At 39.2% G+C, this 22,682-nt stretch carries 19 protein-coding genes, 2 tRNA genes and 1 pseudogene; 14 read left to right on the top strand and 8 right to left on the bottom strand.

Features of this window, described 5'->3' with window-relative positions:
* Nucleotides 1–153: 153 nt before the first annotated feature.
* The 5 genes from MTCD1_RS07345 to MTCD1_RS07325 form a co-directional block, all read right to left on the bottom strand.
* Nucleotides 154–1,380, bottom strand: a complete 1,227-nt coding sequence (locus MTCD1_RS07345) for an erythromycin esterase family protein (RefSeq protein WP_057181950.1) — start codon at nt 1,378–1,380, stop codon at nt 154–156.
* Between the two features lie 106 nt (nt 1,381–1,486).
* Complete coding sequence (locus MTCD1_RS07340) at nt 1,487–1,807, bottom strand: DUF1289 domain-containing protein (protein WP_057181952.1); 321 nt, start codon at nt 1,805–1,807, stop codon at nt 1,487–1,489.
* A 115-nt stretch (nt 1,808–1,922) separates the two neighbouring features.
* A complete protein-coding gene (locus MTCD1_RS07335) occupies nt 1,923–3,452 on the bottom strand; it encodes a SulP family inorganic anion transporter (protein WP_057181954.1) in 1,530 nt (509 codons plus the stop codon).
* A 230-nt stretch (nt 3,453–3,682) separates the two neighbouring features.
* Nucleotides 3,683–4,351 (bottom strand): GntR family transcriptional regulator, encoded by a 669-nt coding sequence (locus tag MTCD1_RS07330; RefSeq protein ID WP_057181956.1) that lies wholly within the window; start codon nt 4,349–4,351, stop codon nt 3,683–3,685.
* Nucleotides 4,352–4,544: 193 nt separating this feature from the next.
* Nucleotides 4,545–5,594 (bottom strand): S1C family serine protease, encoded by a 1,050-nt coding sequence (locus tag MTCD1_RS07325; RefSeq protein WP_057182121.1) that lies wholly within the window; start codon nt 5,592–5,594, stop codon nt 4,545–4,547.
* Between the two features lie 140 nt (nt 5,595–5,734).
* Here MTCD1_RS07325 and MTCD1_RS07320 point away from each other — a divergent pair, with 140 nt between their 5' ends.
* On the top strand, nt 5,735–6,106 hold the full coding sequence (locus tag MTCD1_RS07320; protein WP_057181958.1) for a hypothetical protein: 372 nt from the start codon (nt 5,735–5,737) through the stop codon (nt 6,104–6,106).
* A 26-nt stretch (nt 6,107–6,132) separates the two neighbouring features.
* On the opposite strand, the gene trmB is transcribed toward MTCD1_RS07320, so the two are convergent.
* Both trmB and MTCD1_RS07310 read right to left on the bottom strand, forming a co-directional pair.
* Nucleotides 6,133–6,867: a tRNA (guanosine(46)-N7)-methyltransferase TrmB gene (trmB, locus tag MTCD1_RS07315; protein ID WP_057181959.1), complete on the bottom strand. Its 735-nt coding sequence runs from the start codon at nt 6,865–6,867 to the stop codon at nt 6,133–6,135.
* A 377-nt stretch (nt 6,868–7,244) separates the two neighbouring features.
* Complete coding sequence (locus MTCD1_RS07310; protein ID WP_057181961.1) at nt 7,245–7,583, bottom strand: YggL family protein; 339 nt, start codon at nt 7,581–7,583, stop codon at nt 7,245–7,247.
* A gap of 139 nt (nt 7,584–7,722) precedes the next feature.
* Here MTCD1_RS07310 and mutY point away from each other — a divergent pair, with 139 nt between their 5' ends.
* The 4 genes from mutY to MTCD1_RS07290 all read left to right on the top strand — a co-directional run bounded on the left by mutY (nt 7,723) and on the right by MTCD1_RS07290 (nt 9,627).
* Nucleotides 7,723–8,808: an A/G-specific adenine glycosylase gene (gene mutY / locus MTCD1_RS07305; protein ID WP_057181963.1), complete on the top strand. Its 1,086-nt coding sequence runs from the start codon at nt 7,723–7,725 to the stop codon at nt 8,806–8,808.
* A 77-nt stretch (nt 8,809–8,885) separates the two neighbouring features.
* Nucleotides 8,886–9,158, top strand: a complete 273-nt coding sequence (locus tag MTCD1_RS07300) for an oxidative damage protection protein (RefSeq protein ID WP_057181965.1) — start codon at nt 8,886–8,888, stop codon at nt 9,156–9,158.
* A gap of 204 nt (nt 9,159–9,362) precedes the next feature.
* Nucleotides 9,363–9,438: transfer RNA gene (locus tag MTCD1_RS07295), tRNA-Phe, on the top strand.
* Nucleotides 9,439–9,551: 113 nt separating this feature from the next.
* A tRNA-Thr gene (locus MTCD1_RS07290) sits at nt 9,552–9,627 on the top strand.
* Between the two features lie 520 nt (nt 9,628–10,147).
* Here MTCD1_RS07290 and MTCD1_RS07285 read toward each other — a convergent pair.
* Nucleotides 10,148–11,101, bottom strand: a pseudogene (locus tag MTCD1_RS07285) (IS1595 family transposase).
* Between the two features lie 978 nt (nt 11,102–12,079).
* Between MTCD1_RS07285 and MTCD1_RS07280 the strand changes: the two are divergent.
* From MTCD1_RS07280 to MTCD1_RS07240, 9 genes are all read left to right on the top strand, one after another.
* Nucleotides 12,080–12,637: a hypothetical protein gene (locus tag MTCD1_RS07280; protein WP_057181967.1), complete on the top strand. Its 558-nt coding sequence runs from the start codon at nt 12,080–12,082 to the stop codon at nt 12,635–12,637.
* A 539-nt stretch (nt 12,638–13,176) separates the two neighbouring features.
* Complete coding sequence (locus MTCD1_RS07275) at nt 13,177–14,571, top strand: c-type cytochrome (RefSeq protein ID WP_057181969.1); 1,395 nt, start codon at nt 13,177–13,179, stop codon at nt 14,569–14,571.
* Between the two features lie 40 nt (nt 14,572–14,611).
* A complete protein-coding gene (locus tag MTCD1_RS07270) occupies nt 14,612–16,381 on the top strand; it encodes a cytochrome c oxidase subunit I (RefSeq protein ID WP_057181971.1) in 1,770 nt (589 codons plus the stop codon).
* Nucleotides 16,381–17,064: a cytochrome c oxidase subunit 3 gene (locus MTCD1_RS07265; RefSeq protein ID WP_057181973.1), complete on the top strand. Its 684-nt coding sequence runs from the start codon at nt 16,381–16,383 to the stop codon at nt 17,062–17,064. Before MTCD1_RS07270 ends, MTCD1_RS07265 begins: the two co-directional genes overlap by 1 nt.
* A gap of 9 nt (nt 17,065–17,073) precedes the next feature.
* Nucleotides 17,074–17,763, top strand: a complete 690-nt coding sequence (locus MTCD1_RS07260; RefSeq protein WP_057181975.1) for a heme-copper oxidase subunit III family protein — start codon at nt 17,074–17,076, stop codon at nt 17,761–17,763.
* A 10-nt stretch (nt 17,764–17,773) separates the two neighbouring features.
* Nucleotides 17,774–18,118 (top strand): cytochrome C oxidase subunit IV family protein, encoded by a 345-nt coding sequence (locus MTCD1_RS07255; RefSeq protein WP_057182123.1) that lies wholly within the window; start codon nt 17,774–17,776, stop codon nt 18,116–18,118.
* A gap of 29 nt (nt 18,119–18,147) precedes the next feature.
* The gene (locus MTCD1_RS07250; protein ID WP_057181977.1) at nt 18,148–19,053 is read left to right on the top strand and encodes a heme o synthase; all 906 of its coding nucleotides are present in this window, start codon (nt 18,148–18,150) and stop codon (nt 19,051–19,053) included.
* Nucleotides 19,054–19,063: 10 nt separating this feature from the next.
* Entirely contained in the window at nt 19,064–19,786 is a 723-nt protein-coding gene (locus MTCD1_RS07245) for an SCO family protein (RefSeq protein ID WP_057181979.1), read from the top strand.
* Nucleotides 19,787–19,934: 148 nt separating this feature from the next.
* Nucleotides 19,935–22,100 (top strand): cation:dicarboxylate symporter family transporter, encoded by a 2,166-nt coding sequence (locus tag MTCD1_RS07240; protein ID WP_057181981.1) that lies wholly within the window; start codon nt 19,935–19,937, stop codon nt 22,098–22,100.
* The last annotated feature ends 582 nt before the right edge of the window (nt 22,101–22,682 follow it).

The raw sequence follows: 22,682 nt of genomic DNA, 5'->3' as shown, positions 1-22,682 counted from the left end.
GTTTTATAATAATAATTAACTTAAAATTTAATTTAGTACTTTATTCATACTTTACCGCTAATTAAGTGTGTAATTATTACCCTAAAACGCAACTAAGACCCAACTAAGACCCAAGGAATACTAACTAGACACCGACATTAATTAAGCTATGCCTTATTGTTGGTAAATTGCCGGTGTTATTTCTTTGAGGATAAACATACCATCCCAATAAGTAGACCATTCACTTGCTGGGAGTGTCTGTTGATAATCATTGACAAAAACTTCTATGTCACTCCCTTGTAGTGATAAGCCTTTATTTTCAATATAATTAATCGCTGAGGATGTCTCTTGCTTAAATAGTTGTTCTATTGAGTTTTGCTTTAACGTAGTGAGCTCTTTATTTTTCAAATCGATATAACTTAAATATTGCCCTTGCTCACCGCTAAAATGTACCATGTAATAAGCATCACCAAAGGCTTCACTAACCACTTTTCCAGCATTTACTTGCTTATTTCCCTCTTTAGTTAAATGCCAAGTATGTGCCCACACTATGATTTTCTTATCTGGGTATTGCTCTGCCCACCATTTAATATTTTCACCCATTTGCTCACTACGGTTATCCGCAAGTTGCCATTGTCTTTTAGCTTGAGCGACCAGCCCTTTGGTTATACGGTACCAAAAACCATTACCGTGCCGGTCAAAATTACTTGCTAGGGTATCGAGTTGACTAAAAAACAACGTTTCTTGTACTAAGGGTAAGCGGACATTGGAGCCTTCCAGTACTTGTTGGATGTGCTGGCAAAACACTTGCCAATTAGGACTATTTACCCAAGTGTTATCAATTTCTTCTTGTGCTTTCGTTAAATCGCTAACAAGGCCCGCCAAAGATAGTCCACCGGTATGCTGGCTGTCAAAGCCGACCATGGTCAATGGATTGTCAGTATTTAGCTGTTCGTTAACATAATCAAATAAAGGCGTAATTTCCTTGCTATTAGCATACATATAAAAAATATTACCTGGTGCTAATTCTTTTATTGATTTGCCAGCATTTGCTTGTTGCATGATTTCCCGTACATCATACATGCCACTTTCTAAAATAAACAAATCAAAACCATGATGTTGATGTAAATATTTTATCAAATCTATTTTCAAAGCAAAGACACTGCCCGCGCCATGAGTTTGTTCACCTAAAGCGAGGATCCGTACCTTGGCAATTTTTTTTGCAAAGGCGGCTAAATCTTGCTCTTCAAGCTGCCCAGAGCTATCGACATTAATGGCGAGGTGATTTGCTACGAGTTGCTGACTAAGGTTTTTGTCAGTCATGAGAGCTAAGCTATTTTGCTTATGGCTGCACGCCGTTAACAATAATAAAAAAATTGATAAAACAAAATTTGAACGCATGGATTCATCCTTGAATAAAGTAGTATTAAATTAGAAAATTGAACTGATATTAACACGTTGAATTTATGTAGGTTATTCAAAATAATATAGAAGTATAACTAAAATATTATAACTCAAACTCACTAAAGTCTAAGTCAGTATTTTGTACCGGCTTTATTTCTTGGGGAGGGTCAAGCAAGGAGGGTTGTAAATCAGCGGCAACGATAGGCTCAATAACTGGTTCAGTTTCTTTGACCTTTTGCTGATTTAATTTACGTTTTTTACGTTTTAGGCAACGTTTTATTACTTTTTGTTTCTCATCGTTAGTGAAGTTGCCCCATTCTTGTCGTTCATTACGCGAGCGCATACAACCTCGACAGTGGCCTTTTTCATCAGACTCACAAATACTGACACAGGGGCTAGGAACTTCAAAGAACTCTAATTGCACTTAACCCTCACTCGAAAAACAAATAAAAAAAATGCGCGATAAGTTAAGTATAACTTATCAGCGCATTTTTTATAACAGCTAGTGGCTGTTGCCCCCTAAGGAGACAATTTAACGACTAAGCCAACTTATCACTAACGATATGATAATCAGGGTCTTCAATTACGTTAAGCTCAACTAACTTACCGGCTTTATCTAGCAATTGCTTACACTCTTGGTTTAAGTGTTTTAAATGCATGGTTTTGTTACGCGACAAATATCGCTCAGCTAAAGTATCAATGGCTTCTATGGCCGAGTGATCAACAACCCGGGCATTTTTAAAGTCAACAATAACATCGTCACTGTCTTTCTCTGGACTAAATTGCTCAAGGAAGTTAGCAATTGAACCAAAAAATATTGGCCCGTTAACTTCATATACCGTTGAGGCGTTTTCATCGACACTTCGGGTAACCGTTATATGTTTGGCATGTTCCCAAGCAAAAACGAGTGCGGAGACAATAACACCTACTATAACGGCTATCGCTAGATCTGAATAAACGGTGACCGCTGAAACCAAGATGAGCACAAAAGCATCGGCTTTAGGCACCTTGCCTAAAATACGCAAACTTGACCATTCAAAGGTACCAATAACAACAATGAACATGACCCCAACAAGTACCGCTAAGGGTATTTGCTCAATTAAACCCGAGGCAAATAAGATAAAACCTAGCAACGCTAACGCAGCGGTAATACCCGATGCTCGACCACGACCACCAGAATTCACGTTGATCATAGACTGTCCTATCATGGCACAGCCCCCCATACCACCGAAGAAGCCAGTCACAGTATTCGCGGCGCCCTGAGCAATACATTCTTTATTACTACGGCCACGTGTGCCCGTCAATTCATCAATTAAGGTCAGGGTTAATAAAGATTCAATTAAACCAATTGCCGCAAGGACGATAGCAAACGGGAAAATTATTTTTAACGTTTCAAGAGAAAAAGGTACTTGTGGAATTGAGAATGTTGGTAAACCACCCGCAATAGAGGCAACATCACCGACCAGCTTAGTATCAAGTCCAAGTCCAAACACTAAGAAAGAAACCGCGACAATAGCCACCAAGGTAGAAGGTACGGCTTTCGTTAATTTAGGAAAGAAATGAATAACCGCCATGGTTAAAAGAATTAATCCAAGCATGGTATACAGTGGCGCACCCTGCATCCATTCAAGCTCACCAGCAGCATTGGTGACTTTAAATTGGCTAAGTTGTGCTAAAAAGATAACAATGGCTAAACCATTAACAAAACCAAGCATTACCGGATGCGGCACCAGGCGGATAAACTTACCCATCTTAAATACCCCGGCCAATATTTGTAAAATACCGGTGAGTACTACCGTGGCAAATAAATAGTCAATACCATAAGTGGCAACTAAACTCACCATAACCACAGCCATAGCACCCGTTGCACCAGAGATCATTCCCGGGCGACCACCAAACACGGCGGTAATCAAACCGACTATAAAGGCGGCATATAAACCAACTAACGGGCCAACACCGGCAACAAAGGCAAAAGCTATCGCTTCAGGCACTAGTGCTAGAGCGACGGTTAGTCCCGATAACACATCATTTTTCAGGTTGGACACTTTACTGGCGTGTAATTCAAACATTTTTATCTCATTGGGTTTAACGCAAGACCTAACACCGAGATGAAAAATATTGCGCATTCGAATTGGCGAGCCGATTTCATTTACACTTAATCAATACTAAGCATAGACAAAAACAAGCAAGTTTTCTGTGATTTTAAGGGGCGGGAATACTATAAATATAGAGGGTAAAAGTCAATATTTGCTTACTTTTACCACAAAAATAAGCAAACAAACTGCGTCTCTGAGCTAAATTAGCTGCCTGCTGCTTCGCGTTGCTCTAAAAAGGCTACAATTTCATCTTTAGAACTTAAAATATGGTGTTTTAATACCGCAACAGCTTTATCTATATCACCTGTTTTACAATAGGAGAGTAACTGGTTGTGCTCAGGTCCCGCTTTTGAAATACCACCTGCCCACAATAAATGCATACGTATGTACCTATCTGCATTTTTATTTAAAATATTGACTAAATCTTGTGTTTGTGGAAGTTTAGCTGCTGAATATAAACAGTTGTGATAACGTGAATTAAGCTCACTCCAGGTATTAGCAGCATTTTCTTTACCAAGTGCTCTATCTAATTCCGCTAAAATATCACCCGCTTCCGTTAATTTCTCACGGGTTAATAACGGTAATGATGCCGCTAATAAATGCCCTTCAAGCATAGATCGTAATTCAAAAAGTTCATCAGCATGTTTAGCATTAAGCATTGTTACTGTTGCACCTTTATGCGGTTCAAAGATAACTAGGCCTTCACCTTCAAGTTGCAGTAGCGCCTCCCTGACAGGAATACGGCTGACATTTAAGTCGGTCGCCAACGCTGCTTGACGCAGTGACTCACCCGCCTTTAATTCACCGCTAAGAATTTTCTCTCGAAGAGTTTCAACCACTAGCTGCGTTCTTGTTTTATATACTATATTCATAAAATGCTTCCGAACAATATTAGCGACCATTATAAAGAGTCATTAATAGAACACCATTAAAAAATGTACTTTAGCGTTTAAATTAGCTAAAAAACGCCAGGGAGCTTATCTGTCGTTTTAATTTTAGTTTTTTTTAAATCAAAAACGCTAGCTATTATTTAGCCATAACAAGCTAATAACTATTGAATGAAGATTAATCAACGAGCCAGTGTATTTCTTTCACTTGGCCATTACGTAAATATTTAAAAGTCACTCTATCGCCTTTTTCAAAGCTAGCAAGGTGCTTCTTAATTTTCACCACTGAGGCCAAATCAGTTATAGCACGACCGGCCACTTCCAGTAGTATATCACCACCAAGTAAAATAGGGTTACGACCCATAACTACACTCATGCTACCGCCTTTAAAACCGAGTTTATCTGCTAAAGTACCAGGAATAACATGTTGAATTAACATACCATGCCCAGCGGCGTTATTAAGAACGTAAGACTGTTTTTTATTCAGTAACAGCGGAATAAAACCAGAGAATGTACCTGGATCGCTATCAATTATATGACGTATGGTATCAACAGAGATAACAAAGCCGAGGCCATTACTGCCACCACTTTTTGACAAGATATGGCTAACAATGCCAATTATTTCACCATTGAGGTTAAACATTGGTCCACCCGAGTTACCTTGGTTAATTGAGGCATCGGTTTGCAATAAGCGTGGTACTAAGGTGCTACCCGGTATGGCACTACCATCACGAATACCACTTAAATAACCAACAGATAAACTATGACTAACACCAAAAGGCGCGCCAATAACAATAACTTGCTCACCAATTTGATAATCGTTAGCTTTAGCTAATTTCAATGGCTTTGCTGTACTAGGTACCTTGCCGGCTTGAATCATGGCTAAATCAATTAATGGCTCTACCCAAACAACATGGCCAGTAGTTTTGGTACCGTCAGAAAATATCACTTCAATTGAAGTGGCTTTATCAACAACATGCGCAGCAGTTAAAATTCGACCTTCGCGACTAACTAAAGCACCTGAACCCAAAGAATTAGCAGTTTGTGCTTTATAGGCCACCTGACCAATTTTGGGGTCAGCTAATGACTGCACATGTAACTCAACTACTGAAGGGTTGACCTTCTTATATAATTTTTGGATTGAATTTTCTTTTACTTGATAGGCTTGGCTTGGTGTTACACAACCACTTAAGAATAAAACACAAAGAAATATAAAAACTCTGCTCATTGAAAAAAACCCGTCTGTTATTAAATTAATAACAGTGTAACTAAGTGCAACCTCTTTATCATTCTTTTTATCTAGTTGACTAGGTAAATAGCTAAGCGGAGATGCTATGATAGCCATCATTATTTAAACAGGAAAAACACATGGAAATTATCGCCATACTGGCGTTACTGTCTTTGGTTTGGTTAATGTGGCAATTAGTTAAAGCCAAAAGGTTTACTCGCTTTAAGCAACATATTGATAGCGAGTTAAAAGCTAAAGTTATTGCTAATATTATTGCAGAGTTAGCAATAACCCGCACTGAGCAGCAACCTAACAATGATTGCCATCAAGCAGCAACATTACTTTATTGGACTCAATATAAAAGCCGCATATTGCATGCTGCTTTAGCACGTGAAATCATTGACCAACAATGGTTAATCGACAGCGGAAATTTACGTAACGCTCAACACTTATTTTTCATTGAGCGCCAATACTTACCATCTCCTAGTCAAAACGAAGACCAAGCAAGCTAAATGGACAAAGGTTTAACTGATAAAACTTAAGCCTTTTTAGCAAATTGTAAATCCCAAACACCATGCCCTAGTCGTTGACCACGGTTTTCAAATTTAGTTAACGGGCGAGATTCAGGACGTGGTACATAATCATTTGATGCAGACACATTGTTATAACCTTGAGCACTTTGCATATCTGCTAACATACATTCTGCATAATTTTCCCAATCGGTCGCCATATGAAAGACACCACCGACTTTTAATTTTTGTCGGATAGTTTCAACAAACTCAGCAGAAACAATGCGGCGTTTATGGTGCTTTTTCTTATGCCATGGATCAGGAAAAAATAATTGCACCGTTGTTAAAGTTCCGTCTGGAATACAGTCCGCTAAAATATCAATAGCATCATGGTCAAAAATTTTTAAATTACTAACCCCAGCGGCAATGGCCGATGAAATACAAGCGCCGACACCTGGCTTATGTACTTCAATGCCAATAAAGTTTGTTTCTGGTGCTGCTTGAGCCATTTCAACTAAAGACTTCCCCATACCAAAACCAATCTCTAAAACCACAGGGTTAGCATTAGCAAATACTACTTGGCTATCAATAAGACCATCACTATGGTTGAGACCCATATCTTGCCAATGATCGTCAATCGAACGTTGTTGATTTTTTGTTAAGCGACCTTCGCGTTTAACAAAACTACGAACTTTACGAATGTACTTACCTTCTTGCTCGGCCTGCTCTATGGTTTTATGTGTTTTTTCGTTTTTTTCAGTCATAAGTTTTCTTTATCAAAAAAGACTCTGTTGGTCATAAGTGTTGCTAAGCGAACAACAAGACGCTATGAAGCCATCCATGGCCGCTCTACACCAACATCAGGACAATATGCTCCATGCATTGTCTAATAAGCTACATCCTGTAGCGTCATGTTGGTGAAGCTTGTTTTTTCACATCAGCAAAACTTAGTTTTTATCAATTACTTAGGCTACTAATAACATTTAACGGGATGTAGCTATATAAAGTTAGTTCGTTATTCTAAATAAATGTCTTTTAGACAAAGCCGTCAAGATATTCAGTGCCTGCGCTTATGGGACATAAGTAATGGTAATGAATAACGCCGACAATGCTGTATAAAAATCATTTATAACGAATAAGACTATTCAGCCCACCAAACATCGTATAGCTCGCTAACTGCTACTGATGTAGCGCCGTTATCAGTTAGCCATTTTTCAACCGCAGTACGGTTTTCATCCGTACAAGAGCCTAGTGCTTGTGTACAAATCAGGCCATGCCATAAAGTATCACCTTCACCGCCAAAACCTAAACCATTTGGTTGGATAGCCTCGGCAAAAAACTTATCGATAAAGGCATCAAGCTCATCACCGTTTATGCCTTCTTTTAATTGCCAAGCAACATCAAAGCCAAATTCTTGAAACTCATCAACACGCATTTTTTTACGGATACGTCGACTACGATTTTTTGCGGTAACTTTCATAATAAAGCCTTATTTTTGCCTAGCGCTATGCCAATTTTTTAACAGAGCGAATTTTAAAGGCGATATTATATACCCAAGTCCATCAAGATGCGAATTTGCCTATTTGAGCTCAGCACATTATTTAGTTACACTGCGCGCTATGAATTATCCTATAGCAATATCAGCCGAATCAGCTGAAAAATTTGGCCAGCAAGTTGTCAGTTGGTATCACCAACAAGGTCGAAAGCATTTCCCTTGGCAACAAGATAAAACCCCATATCGTGTGTGGATTTCTGAGATAATGTTACAACAAACCCAAGTTACGACAGTTATCCCATACTACCAACGTTTTATGGCAAGTTTTCCGACCATTACTGACTTAGCCAATGCCGATGATGATGTAGTGCTACATCATTGGACCGGCTTAGGCTATTACGCCAGAGCGCGTAATTTACATAAAGCCGCAAAAATTATCGTCAATGATTTTTCCGGACATTTTCCGATAGAAATTGAGCAAGTTATTGCCTTGCCGGGCATTGGTCGTTCAACCGCTGGCGCCATTTTAAGCTTATCCCTAAAGCAACATCATCCTATTTTAGATGGTAATGTTAAACGAGTACTTGCCCGTAGCTATTTAGTTGAGGGCTATAACGGTTTAAGTAAATTCGATAAAGCCTTGTGGTTATTAAGCGAGCAATTAACCCCTAGCATCGAAACCGACAGCTTCAACCAAGCAATGATGGATCTAGGTGCAACGGTATGTACACGCAGTAAACCCAGTTGTGAGCTTTGCCCTGTTGAACAAAGCTGTTTGGCCAAGGCTGGTGAGCAGCAAATGAATTTTCCTCAGAAAAAACCTAAGAAAAAAATTCCTGAGAAAAGAACCATCATGGTCATTCCTAGAATACAAAATGAACGCTGTGATAAGGTGTTAATGGAAAAGCGCCCACCTGTGGGTATTTGGGGCGGCTTATGGTGTTTTCATGAAGTAGATGAGTTAAATGAAATTGATGATTTAATGGCGAGTTTGTCACTTAAAGCGCTTTCATCACAAACCCTAACAGAGTTTAGGCATACTTTTAGTCACTTTCATTTAGATATTACCCCTGTGGTCGTGGACTGCCAGCAACTTGATGCAGTAGAAATAAACGAACCTAATCAGCAAAAGTGGTATGATTTACACCAAGAATTAAGTGTCGGCTTAGCGGCTGCTACACAAAAACTACTAACCCTACTTAGTAATTAAGAGTTAGCAATTAGCTATCAGCTAAATTAACTATCTACTTACCTAATATTTACCTAATAAAGAGAAGAGAAGCCATTATGAGTCGTACAGTATTTTGTCAAAGCCTAAAAAAAGAAGGCGAAGGTCTAGGTTTTCAACTTTACCCCGGTGAAATAGGTAAACGCATTTTCGATAACATTTCTAAAGAAGCTTGGAAAATCTGGCAAAAGAAGCAAACCATGATCATTAATGAGAAAAAAATGAATATGATGAATGCTGACGATCGTGCTTTTTTAGAATCAGCTATGGTTGCCTACCTATTTGAAGGTAAAGAACCAGAAATTGAAGGTTATGTACCACCGAGTAAATAAACATAGTTAACTATTGCGCTGCCTATTTTATAACTCGTTAACGCTTACAAAAACTGCACAAAAAACAGATGTGCTGTAAAAAACAGCAAACAAACACTTTTTATAAAAAACTTAGTAAAAAACAGTTGACGGGATAAAGGAAAAACAGTTTAATACGCCCCGTCTTAACGAGGCAGTGAATGAAAGCCAAGTTAAACATGTTAAGCCCCGATAGCTCAGTTGGTAGAGCAGAGGATTGAAAATCCTCGTGTCCCTGGTTCAAATCCGGGTCGGGGCACCATTTTACAGAAGTACTGCTCATCTATTATTTAATTATAATATTAAGTAATACTTCGGTGCCAGAGTATTCAAGCTCATTTTTAATAGGCTTAAATACTGCACACAGTTTTGTGTGCCGACTTAGCTCAGTTGGTAGAGCAACTGACTTGTAATCAGTAGGTCGCCAGTTCGATTCCGGCAGTCGGCACCATTTATTCTCTTTGAGAATGTAATAAGCCTCAGCATTTATGTTGAGGCTTTTTTATTGCCTGTAATTTAACAACTAGCCTACTGATTGAATCAGTACATCATATAAGCCCAGCAGTTCCACTCCGGCAGTCGGCACCATTTATTCCGCAAGGAAGAAACGAAACCTTAACAGCAATGTTAAGGTTTTTTTTCGTCTGGGGTTTATCTAGTTGTACTACTGATTGAATCAGTAACTCATATAGCCCCAGCAGTTCCACTTTGGCAGTCGGCACCATTTATTCTCTTTGAGAATGTAATAAGCCTCAGCACTTATGTTTAGACATTAGTATTGAGGCTTTTTTATGGCTCTGTTCCATAATACTGTTGTCTACATTGTAACTCTATGATTTTATGGTGAGTATTGCTGAAGTGATAAAGCGAGCTTCACAAGCATGGATGCTTGTGTAGAGCCCCAAGGATGGGTTTACGTGTCTCGCTTGTTTACTCAGCAACACTAAACTACAACAGAGCCTTTTTTATGGCTATGTCTGAAGTAGCTGTTGTGGCATTCGTCCAACAGCTTCAAATAAGCAAATCTCTGGGCTTATATGAGAATAACGTTCTAGCATTCTTCTCCATCCTAAGTAATTCCCCAAATACTTGGTTGCAACACCGTGAAACCGTTTCATCCACCCTTTAAGCCTGCTATCAAATGCATTGACGTTTTGAATATGAAATGCGCCTCGCGTTCTCGGGCCTTTAGTAGGGATCACCTCATGTTTGATCCCTTTAGTTTTACAAAATGCGGAATATACTGCTGCACCATCAGTGCAAAGTACTGCATCTTTATCAACAAGAGGGGTTAAAACCGCAGCCACATGCTGGGCATCAACCTTTGCTAAGATCACTGTCGCGGTAGATTTATGTCTATCCCTGACGACTAGCACAGGAATTTGATCATCGCTGGTTCATCTGGTTTTACCCACTCCTCCACGCTTTCTTGGTGGCCGCGGTAAGTTGCGTTGACCTTTAAACGACTCAAGATAAAAGGTTTCATCAGCTTCAACAATCCCTTCTTCATCCAACGCTTGATGCGTGTTAGCGATTTCTAGAAACCGGTGACGCCAAAGAAATGCTGTGTTCTTATCAACACCGCATAATTTGGCTGCTTTTCTAATACTCAACCCATCAATTAATGTTTGAGCATAGGTTAGCCACTTATCGCATTGGCGTAATCTAGCCAGTGGCGTTTTAGTTAATGGATTACATGTTTTTTGACAGATTGCACACCGATAACGGGGCAGTCCATGGCTTGATCCCCATGGTTTTAATAACGTTGATTGACAGTGAGGACATCGTTGCAAAGTTGCCTGAACTGATAAGACTTCTTCTGCCGATAATTCAGTCTGTCCTAGTCTCTGATGAAGTCGTTGTCGCTGACTCGGCGATAACAATGTAAGCTGCTGTAAAAAAGGAGTAAATTGTTGTTCATTCATGAGTGTCACCTTGGAAGTTATTCACACATAAATTAAGTATGGTTCCTTTGCAACAATTTACTCAGACATAGCCTTTTTTATTGCCTGTAATTTATTCGGCTTGAAGTGACAACTAGCCTACTGATTGAATCAGTACATCATATAAGCCCAGCAGTTCCACTCCGGCAGTCGGCACCATTTATTCCGCAAGGAAGAAACGAAACCTTAACAGCAATGTTAAGGTTTTTTTTCGTCTGGGGTTTATCTAGTTGTACTACTGATTGAATCAGTAACTCATATAGCCCCAGCAGTTCCACTTTGGCAGTCGGCACCATTTATTCTCTTTGAGAATGTAATAAGCCTCAGCACTTATGTTTAGACATTAGTATTGAGGCTTTTTTATGGCTCTGTTCCATAATACTGTTGTCTACATTGTAACTCTATGATTTTATGGTGAGTATTGCTGAAGTGATAAAGCGAGCTTCACAAGCATGAAGGTACAGGATGTACTTTATTAGACAATGCAAGGAGCATATTGTCCTGATGCTTGTGTAAAGCCCCATGGACGGGATTATGTTCAGGACGGACGGTATATCGCGGTGACAGGATGTCAAAGAGCGTGTACGTGTCTCGCTTGTTTACTCAGCAACACTAAACTACAACAGAGCCTTTTTATTGCCCATAATTTACTTAACTTGAAGTGACAACTAGTCCACTGTTCGAATCAGTAATTCAAAAAGTGCAGCAGTTCGATTCCGGCAGTCGGCACCATTCACTCTCTTATAAGCTAGCGGAAAGCATCACAATTTATGATATTTCAATATTGTCCTTCTGAATAATATAGCTAATATTTTCACTTTGTGGCAACTATGTAGTCGAGTCCTTGATGTTTTGAGACTTTGCTATACTTAGCTTTATAAGAATAAACCATGAGGTCACTCAATAGATTGACCTGATATAAGGAGCATTAACATACAAATTTATTAAGTGAGGTTTATTATGTTGAGACATTATTTTGTTTCCAATGATCTTGATGAGTTGGAAGAAGTTGAACATGAATTAGAGCAACAAGGTTTTAGCGAGCCACAAATTCATGTATTAAGTGAAAATGATACTGAGGTTGAAAATCATCATCTGCATGAAGTTGCTGCGGTGTTAAAACAAGACGTAGTGCATTCAACCGAATTAGGTGCGCTAATTGGCGTAATAGCTGCCGGTGCCATTATCCTGCTTACCTATCTGTTAAACTGGCATCTATCAGCAGCTGGTTGGGTACCCTTTATATTTCTAGCAATCATTATCTTAGGTTTTTGTACTTGGGAAGGTGGTTTTATCGGTATTCAGCAACCTAATGTAAACTTTAAACGTTTTCAAGAAATGCTGCATAACGGTAAACATATCTTGTTTGTTGATGTTGAACCTCGCCAAGAACTGGCCTTAGCTAACGTCATGAAAACACATCCCAACGTTGGTGCTTCAGGCTTTGGCGAGTCTACCCCTAATTGGGTTATTCGAGCACAAGATAACTTCAAACGCTTTATGAAAGTTATGCCCTAACGGTCACGTTATCGCACTTACTTAAAATAAAAACCTTATACAATTATGCTATAAGGTTTTTATGCTGGTCGGTATTTTAAAAGTTCTTATCAAGCTAGTACTAAATATTAGCAAAACGCCTAAGCTAACCTGTTTTATTTTTACGCTATGCCTAAGCTCAGTTTACTTAGTCTCGCGTTATCATTTTATCTTAACAATATGACCAAGCTTATTATTTCTAACTGTTATAGGTAAAATATATAGTGAGGAGCTAGAGAAATCATTCAGCTGTTGTCGCTAACTTGTGCAAGGTTAAGTTGTGCTACATTTCGCTACTTTATCAAAATTAGTCTATGTTAATAATTGAGCAGATCGATAATTAACTATGATTACTGTGTATATGAGTGCAACAGTTTTTACAAAAAGAATGTTAGCTTAGTTTGGTTTTACCCTAAAGCGCGACAATAAATTTAATTATTATTTCTCTTCACTCATTCACCTCAGCATTTTATCAATTAAGTTATTGCTATCGAGTACTGCAACTTATATTAGGGTGCGTTATGACGATAGCCATTGTTATTATTTTATTAGTTATAGCAACATTAATTTTTCATTTTGTCAGCCCTTGGTGGTTCACTCCTTTGGCATCAAACTGGCAAGCTATTGATGACACCATTAATATTTCTCTTTGGGTTGTTGGTACTGTCTTTGTCGCAGTAAATCTATTCCTCGCCTTTGTTATTATTAAATATCGTCATAATAAAGATAGGCGCGCCGACTACGAGCCAGAAAATAGCAAACTAGAAGCTTGGCTGACTGTTGTTACGACTATTGGTGTTGCCGCAATGTTAGCTCCTGGGCTGGTTGTCTGGGGGGAATTTATTACTGTGCCTGAAAATAGCGAAATCGTTGAAGCTGTTGGTCAACAATGGCATTGGAGTTATCGACTACCGGGCAAGGATGGCAAGTTAGGAAAAACGGCAATCAAGTTAATCACTGAAGACAACCCGTTTGGACTTGATGTAAATGATATTAATGGCTCTGATGATTTACTGGTAAACAGCAATGAATTGCATCTGCTTATTGATCAACCGGTCAAAGTTTTATTACGCTCAAAAGATGTTTTACACAATTTTGCCGTGCCGCAATTTCGAGTAAAAATGGATTTAGTCCCTGGTGCCATTACTAATGTCTGGTTTACCCCGACCAAACTAGGACGCTACGAACTACTGTGTGAAGAGCTCTGTGGTATTGCGCATTTTACCATGCGGGGTTTTATTAAAGTCGACTCAGCCAGTGATTATCAAACTTGGCTGGCCAGTTTACCTACCTTTACTCAGACATTAACTCGTGACAGCGCAAATATAGCGCTAGGTAAACAACTTTATGCTGGTTGTGCTGCGTGTCACGGCATCAATGGTCAAGGCAATGAAGCCATGGGAGCGCCTAAAGTGGCGGGTTTAAGCCGTTGGTATCTGCAGAGGCAATTACATTATTTCAAAGAAAAAATTAGAGGCCAAAATAGTGCCGACCTATATGGCCAACAAATGGCCGCCATGTCGGTTTTATTAGCCGATAATAAAGCGATTACCGACGTTAGCGCTTACCTTAGTGCCTTAATTCCTACAAAAAAAAGTCCTTTTGAAAAAACATCTAGTGAAAATACGCTAGTGACTGGCGGCGATGCCATTAAAGGCAAGTCGCTTTATAAAAACTGCGCCTATTGCCATGGTGAACATGCTCAAGGACATTATGCCATGAACGCGCCCAAATTAGCGGGTCAACACGCTTGGTATTTGAAACGACAAATCAACGCTTATCAACAGGGCATTAGGGGGACACACCCAGCTGACCTTTATGGTAATCAAATGGTGTTGATGTCCAAAATATTACATGACCAACAAGCGGTTATTGATGTAGTGAGTTATATCAATTCACTACCTAACGTGAAATGAACTTACTGCGGAAAGACTTTAGGAGCATGATGTGACAAAAATGGAAAATGTAGCGATTGCGGATCAAGTGGATGAATCCAGTCATCCTACCACGTTCATGAGCAAGTACATTTGGAGTCAAGACCATAAAGTTATCGCCGTGCAATATTCGATCACGGCAATAGCGGTAGGTCTGGTGGCATTAGTATTGTCCGGCATGATGCGCTTGCAACTTGGTTTTCCGAATGAATTTTCATTTATTGATCCCTCGTCTTATCTGCAGTTTGTCACTATGCATGGCATGATCATGGTGATTTACTTATTAACCGCATTGTTGTTAGGCGGTTTTGGTAACTATTTGATCCCACTTATGATCGGGGCAAGAGATATGGTCTTCCCCTTCTTGAATATGCTCAGTTACTGGATCTATCTGCTGTCCGTGTTGGTATTACTCGCCAGTTTTTTTGTTAGTGGCGGTCCCACGGGTGCTGGTTGGACCTTGTATCCTCCGCAAGCCATTTTAAGTGGTACGCCAGGTTCAGGTGCTGGTATTTTGTTAATGCTTATCTCACTGGCAATTTTTATTGTCGCTTTTACCATGGGTGGACTAAATTATGTCACCACCATCTTACAGGCGAGAACCAAGGGCATGACCTTAATGCGCATGCCCTTAACACTTTGGGGTATTTTTGTGGCGACAATTTTGGGACTGTTAGCTTTTCCAGCCTTATTAGTTAGTGCCATCATGATGATTTTTGACAAGGTAGTTGGTACCAGCTTTTTTATGCCCGCCATTTTATCGTTAGGGCAAACATTAGAGCATAGCGGCGGCAGCCCAATATTGTTTCAACACTTATTTTGGTTTTTTGGCCACCCAGAAGTATACATAGTGGCTTTACCTGCTTTTGGTATGGTATCTGACGTAATATCCGTACACGCTCGAAAAAATATTTTTGGTTACCGCATGATGGTTTGGGCCATTATTGCCATTGGTGGTTTAAGTTTTGTTGTTTGGGCACACCATATGTATGTTAGCGGCATGAACCCGTATTTTGGCTTTTTCTTTGCCACCACCACACTTATTATTGCTATTCCAACCGCTTTAAAAGTTTATAACTGGCTATTAACTTTATGGCGCGGAAATATCCACCTGACCGTGCCGATGTTATTTGCCATAGGTTTTATTTTCACCTTCACTCATGGTGGTTTAACTGGACTGATGTTAGGTAATGTCATCATAGATTTACCTTTGTCAGACACCTTTTTTGTTGTGGCTCATTTTCATATGGTCATGGGGGTTTCACCCATAATGGTATTGTTTGCTGCCATTTATCATTGGTTCCCACTCTTAACTGGACGATTTTTAAATAATAAGCTGGGCAAGTTTCACTTTTGGGGCACATTTTTAGGTACTTATGCTATCTACCTACCCATGCATTATTTAGGGTTTTTAGGCGTACCTCGACGTTATTATGCCATGGGCGAGACAGACTTTATTCCTGAGTCCGCCCAGACGCTTAATGCGGGTATTACCGTGTCAGCCATTATCGTTGGTTTAGTGCAAGTGGTTTTTATTTTTAATCTCATCTGGAGTACCTTTAAAGGCAAAAAATCAGGACGGAACCCTTGGCAAGCAACATCACTGGAATGGCAAACGGCGCAATTTCCTCCTGGGCATGGTAATTGGGGCAAACAATTACCTCAGGTTTATCGTTGGGCATACGATTATAGTGTGCCTAAAGTTAAAGATGACTTTATTCCTCAAAATGTCGCCCCTAGAGACGTTGAATATCTAACTGATGATAAAAATAATAACCAGAGGGATAAATAATGCAAATTCTTAAATCATTGCGAGTTAAACCTTGGTTACCAGTCGAGTTTGAACAACAAACTAGCCAAGCCACTGGTTTACTTAATAAAGAAAAAGCCGCCAGTACTGCCTTACACTTTTTATTGGCGGTGATCACGGTGATATTTTTCTTATTTACCGTCACTTTTTTGCAACGTACACAATCTTTTGATTTTCAGGCCTTATCGGGAGAGCCATGGTTGCCGTTTACCAATGCAGAAATTTTATGGCAAAACAGTGCTTATCTACTATTGGCAAGTATTAGTATTATGTTAGCGAAAAAATTTGCTGAACGGCAGAGCCTCTCTGCCATCATGATTTCATTAGCAGCAACAACATTGTTTACTTTACTTTTTATCAGTGGCCAAATTCAAGTGTGGCTACAACTGAATCAGTCTGGCTTTTATATCACTACCAATCCCGCTAACAGCTATTATTTTTTACTTACTGGCGTACATGCCTTACATATCATTGGCGGCATATTGGTATTCATGCGTTGTATTTTACTCTTTGCTGTTAACCGCTCTTACCAACAGCTAGTTTCCCGTCTGAAGTTGTGTGCGCGGTATTGGCACTATTTATTTTTTATTTGGTTATTTTTATTTTTTTTATTAACCAGTGATGCTGATACCTTTAAAACTATTGCTTCAATTTGCGGTTTCTAGGGAGAATTTATGCCTAACGATGACCATAAAAAAGACCATGAAACAAACAATACCTCGTCCTGGCAAAGTGTCGCCAATGATTGGAACGCTGATAAGCAGTCTTTTGATATGCCCTGGGGCAAGTTGATGATGTGGATATTCTTATTAAGCGATACCTTTATCTTTAGTATTTTTCTTACCAGCTATATGAGTGTACGCATGACGGTAACCGCTGTTTGGCCAAACCCAAGTGAAGTTTTTGCGTTAACTATTGCTGGCCATCACATTCCCTTGGTCTTAATCGCCATTATGACCTTCATTTTAATCACTAGTAGCGGCACTATGGCCATGGCGGTTAATTATGCCTATCAAGGAAATAAGCAAAAAACCGTCTATTTAATGCTAGCAACCGCATTATTAGGTGCCAGTTTTATTGGCATGCAAGCCTTTGAATGGACCAAATTAATAGTAGAAGAAGGCATACGCCCTTGGGGAAATCCCATGGGTGCCAATCAATTTGGCGCGGCATTTTTTATGATCACCGGTTTCCATGGCTTACATGTCAGTGCTGGTGTTATTTATCTTACCGTGATTGCCAAACGAGTATATCAAGGAAAGTACGACCAGAAAGGTTATCACATTGTTGAAATTACTGGATTATATTGGCATTTTGTTGATTTAGTTTGGGTATTCATTTTTGCATTTTTCTATTTATGGTGAGGCTAAGCTGATGAAAGAAAACACCAAAATAAAAACAGTTACTTCACAGCCTAAACAGCACCCTATCAGTATGTATCTGAAAGTATGGCTATTACTTTTTGTCCTAAGTGCCTGTTCATATATGGTTGATTACTTTCAATTTCAAGGCGTGCTCAGATGGACTCTTATTTTAGTTTTCATGCTATTAAAGGCTGGCTTAATTATCATGGTATTTATGCACTTAGCATGGGAGCGTACGGCAGTTAAATTATTATTATTTTTACCACCCATTGCTATTTTAATTTTTATTGCCCTGATGTCGAGTGAAGCTGATTATGTTTTTATCGGCCGAATTATTTCGTTTTTTAATCCTTGATGTTAGCGCATTGCTGATAAGGAGCACAAATGAATAACAATGCTACCCCCGAGTTGCCAGTGTCTCAATTAGCTAGTTGGCGAGATTATATCGCCTTATGTAAGCCGAAAGTGGTGTTGATGATATTAATCACCGCTATGGTTGGTATGTATTTGGCTAGTGCTCAGAACTTTGACCTTAAGTTGATAGTAATCGCAACTATCGCCATAGGTTTTGCCGCGAGTGCCGCTGCAGTAATTAATCATGTCGTCGATGTTAACATTGATGCAAAAATGCAAAGAACTCAATGGCGACCTCTAGTTAAGCAACGCATTAGCAATAAACAGGCGCTGTTTTTTGCCGCTAGCTTGGTCTCTAGCTCAATGTTTTTATTGTTAAATTATATCAATCTGTTAACTGCATTACTTACCTTAATTGGTTTTATAGGCTATGCCTTGATATATACTTGTTTTTTAAAGCATAAAACACCTCAAAATATTGTTTACGGTGGCTTTGCTGGCGCTATCCCACCTTTGTTAGGCTGGACAAGCATCACCAATAGCATTGCACTGGAACCATTATTATTGACCTTGATTATATTTTTGTGGACGCCCGCTCATTTTTGGCCTTTAGCAATAGACCGGCTTGAGGATTATCGACGCGCTAATGTCCCGATGTTGCCGGTAATTAAAGGGGTTAACCATACCAAGACTTGTATTGTTATTTATACCTTAGCAACCATTATTGCCAGTTTATTACCGTACTTTTTTCACTACTCTGGTGAGCTTTATTTATCCTTAGCTGTGCCCCTTGGCCTATGGTTTAGCTATTATGCCATTCAATTTAAAGTGGCCGTAGATAATCAATTAGCCTTAAAAACATTTTATGTTTCAATTTATTATTTAATTGCGCTTTTTATTGCTTTATTACTCGATCGTCTTGTAGTTTACTGGTGATAAAAAAAACATGAAGACCAAGTCTAGGAATAAGTCAAATTGGCAACAAGCCTTAATATTACTGCCTATTTTAGTTGTCATGGTATTCACGATATTTGTTTATCGTTTAACCACTAATACACATTATCAGACCAATATTGACCTGCCTAAGATACAAGGGATTATCCTAAATGATGCACAACTATTAACAAACGTTCAATTAACTAACCATCTGGGCCAGGCTATTAATCAGGACTATTTCAAAGGAAAGTGGCACTTTATTACTTATGGTTATACTCAGTGCCCTGATATTTGCCCAACAACTTTATTCACCTTAACCCAGCTTGCTGACTTACTCAGCGCAAGCCATGATAAGCCAGAAACTCAATTTATTTTTTATACCATTGACCCAGATAGAGACTCCCAAGCAATACTTAGTCAATATATTCATTATTTTTCAGATAAGTTTATTGCCGTTCGTGCCAAAACATCAGCAGATGACCAAAACTTTCAACAAAGCTTAGGTATTAAGGTTGAGATCACTCGCCCAAGGGCAATTTCAGCCTCTCAAAGCGGGCCGTTATATCAGGTTAGCCATGGGCTAAGCATATTATTAATAAACCCAGAGGCTGAATTACAGGCAGTGTTTATGCCTGAAATTACCGAGCTTGGTTTTAATAGTTTTACCCCTGAACGTCTTTATCGCGATTATTTAACCGTTATTAACTATTATCAACAACTCAGCTTACTCTGAGGTATTAGAATGGGTGTTTTTTTGCTTATATGGCAACTTAAACATAACTTTGTTATCACAGCCTTATTAAACTTGAATAACCTAGAAGAAAAGCGATAATACCCGCTATGAAAATTAAGCCTTTGGCCTATTTTAGTGCGGAGACAAAATGCTACTAGCCAGACTATACAAAAAAATCAGCCCTTTTCAACGGGTTATCATTGCCTTAATACTCGGTATATCAACGGGGATTTTTGTTGGCGAGCCAGCCGAACACTTGGAAGTCATTGGCGATGTTTATATTCGCTTATTGCAAATGACTGTTTTACCTTATGTACTGGTTTCGATCATTGGCGGTCTTGGTCGCTTAGACAGCACTATGGCTAGCCGAATTGGTTTACGCGCGGTGAAAGTAATAATCATCTTGTGGCTGTCTGTTATGGCTACCTTATTATTACTGCCCTTAGCTTATCCGAACTGGCAAACCGCAGGGTTTTTCAGTACCAGTATGATAGCTGAGCCCGAAGTTTTTAATTTTGTTAAACTTTATATTCCTAGCAATATTTTCGCTTCGTTATCAGAAACTATTGTACCTGCCGTCGTATTATTCTCATTATTAATGGGCGTCGCACTTATTCAAGTTAAAAATAAGGAAACACTACTAACCTTAACCACCAATATTGGTGACAGCTTAATGAAAGTAGCTTCTTATATCGCTAAATTAGCGCCCTTAGGAATTTTTGCTATTTCAGCCTCTGCCGCGGGTACGCTTGAGGTTGAAGAACTTGGCCGCTTGCAAGTGTTTTTATGGGTATATATTACCGCTGCGGCCTTACTGGCTTTCGTCTTGTTACCACTGATAATTCATTGGGCAACGCCATTTTCCTACCGTGAAATATTATCAACGGCAGGTGAAGCCGTGATAACAGCATTAGCGACCGGTACGGTATTAGTCGTCTTGCCGATGATAATTGAGCGCAGTAAAGAGCTGTTGGCTAAACATGGTATGGATTGTGAAGAAACATACTCAACTGTTGATGTACTAGTACCTACCGCCTACAGTTTCCCCAGTTCCGGGACATTATTGGGCCTAGGTTTTATCTTATTTTCAGCTTGGTATGTCGGTTCACCCTTAGGTTTTGATGACTATATTTCTTTTGTTATTATGGGCGCCTTAACCGCTTTTGGTAGCATGGCGGTCGCTATTCCCTTTTTACTCGACTTTTTTGACTTACCCGCCGATCAATTCCAACTGTATTTATTAGGCAGTGTAGTGACTGCTCGTTTTGCTACAGGCCTAGCGGCACTGCATGGTTTTGTCGTTACCCTATTGGTCGCTTCCGCAGTATTGAAAAAACTTAAATGGCATAGAATGATGCAAGCCATAGGTGTGCATTTAGCGGTAACCTTTGGCGTGATGATTGCTGCTGGCTTTATTTTGAAATCATTGATCCCCTATCAATATGAAGGTGTACAAACGTTTGAAGCAATGAAGTCGATGAATAGCAGTGCTAAAATAGAACAATATAAAGAACTTACGCCTTTGGGATATTTTGAGCAACAGCAGCCGCGCCTTGAAATAATTATGGCCCGTAAAAGTATTCGTATTGGTTATTACCATGCCAGCTTGCCTTATGCTTTTAGAAATAAAGATAACCAGATGGTCGGCTTTGATGTCGAGCTACTCAATCAATTTGCTAAAGATCTTGAGGTCAATCTGGCCTTAATTCTTATTAAAGATAAAGCTGATGAAGCCAAGCTATTGGCCGATGGTAGTGTTGATATCACTATTGGTGGTCATGCAATAACACCAAAACGTGCCTTAACAGTGACCTTTACCGATTCTTATACTTTCCGCACGGCCGGCTTATTAGTGAGTGACGCTAGGCGTGATGAGTTTTCCGATCTTTACAATATTCAAGCAATGACGAATCTAAACCTAGGTGTCGGCAGCAGTAAGTATTACCAAGATATGGTTAAAGAATATATACCCAACGCCAAGTTAACCGTGGTTAATAACGTTAGACAATTTCTAAAAGGTCGCTATAAAGAGGTTGATGCCTTAATTTACTCGACCGAGGCAGGATCTGCTTGGGCAATGTTATACCCTAATTTTTCCGCCGTTATACCAAAAGGTTTACGCCTTAGAGCTCCGGTTGCCTTTGTACTGCCGCAAGGTCAGTTAGATTATTTACAGTATATGAATACCTGGCTGAAACTGAAAAAAGAAAATGGTTTTCAGCAGCAAGTTTATGATTATTGGATTTTAGGTCAAAATCCTAAAGCGAAAAAGCCGCGCTGGTCGGTGATGAGAGATGTACTCGGTTGGCTTTAGCTACTCGCGTAAGATAACTAACAAGCAATAAAAAGCACCTTTACTGATATTATCAGTAAAGGTGCTTTTTAGTTTTAGATCTAGGCTAGCTGAGCTAAAGCATTAGCTCTATTTTTTATGATAGTTGTTGATATACCAATGATATTGTTGGACATAGCTGAGTAACAATATAATTATAAACACGCGCTAATGAAAGCTAATTTTTATGATAGTTGTTGATATACCACTGATATTGTTGGACATACCTGAGCAACAATATCATTATAAACACGCGGTAATGAAAGTTAATTTTTATGATAGTTGTTGATATACCACTGAGTATGTTGGGTATACCTGAGCAACAATATCATTATAAACACGCGGTAATGAAAGCTAATTTTTATGATAGTTGTTGATATACCACTGATATTGTTGGACATACCTGAGCAACAATATCATTATAAACACGCGGTAATGAAAGTTAATTTTTATGATAGTTGTTGATATACCACTGAGTATGTTGGGTATACCTGAGCAACAATATCATTATAAACACGCGGTAATGAAAGCTAATTTTTATGATAGTTGTTGATATACCACTGA

Origin of the sequence: Colwellia marinimaniae (genome assembly GCF_002207865.1) — a bacterium.
In the GTDB taxonomy this organism is placed as follows: Bacteria; Pseudomonadota; Gammaproteobacteria; order Enterobacterales; family Alteromonadaceae; genus Colwellia; species Colwellia marinimaniae.
The sequence above is the reverse complement of the archived record's forward strand: the minus strand, read 5'-3'. Positions and strand labels throughout refer to the sequence as shown.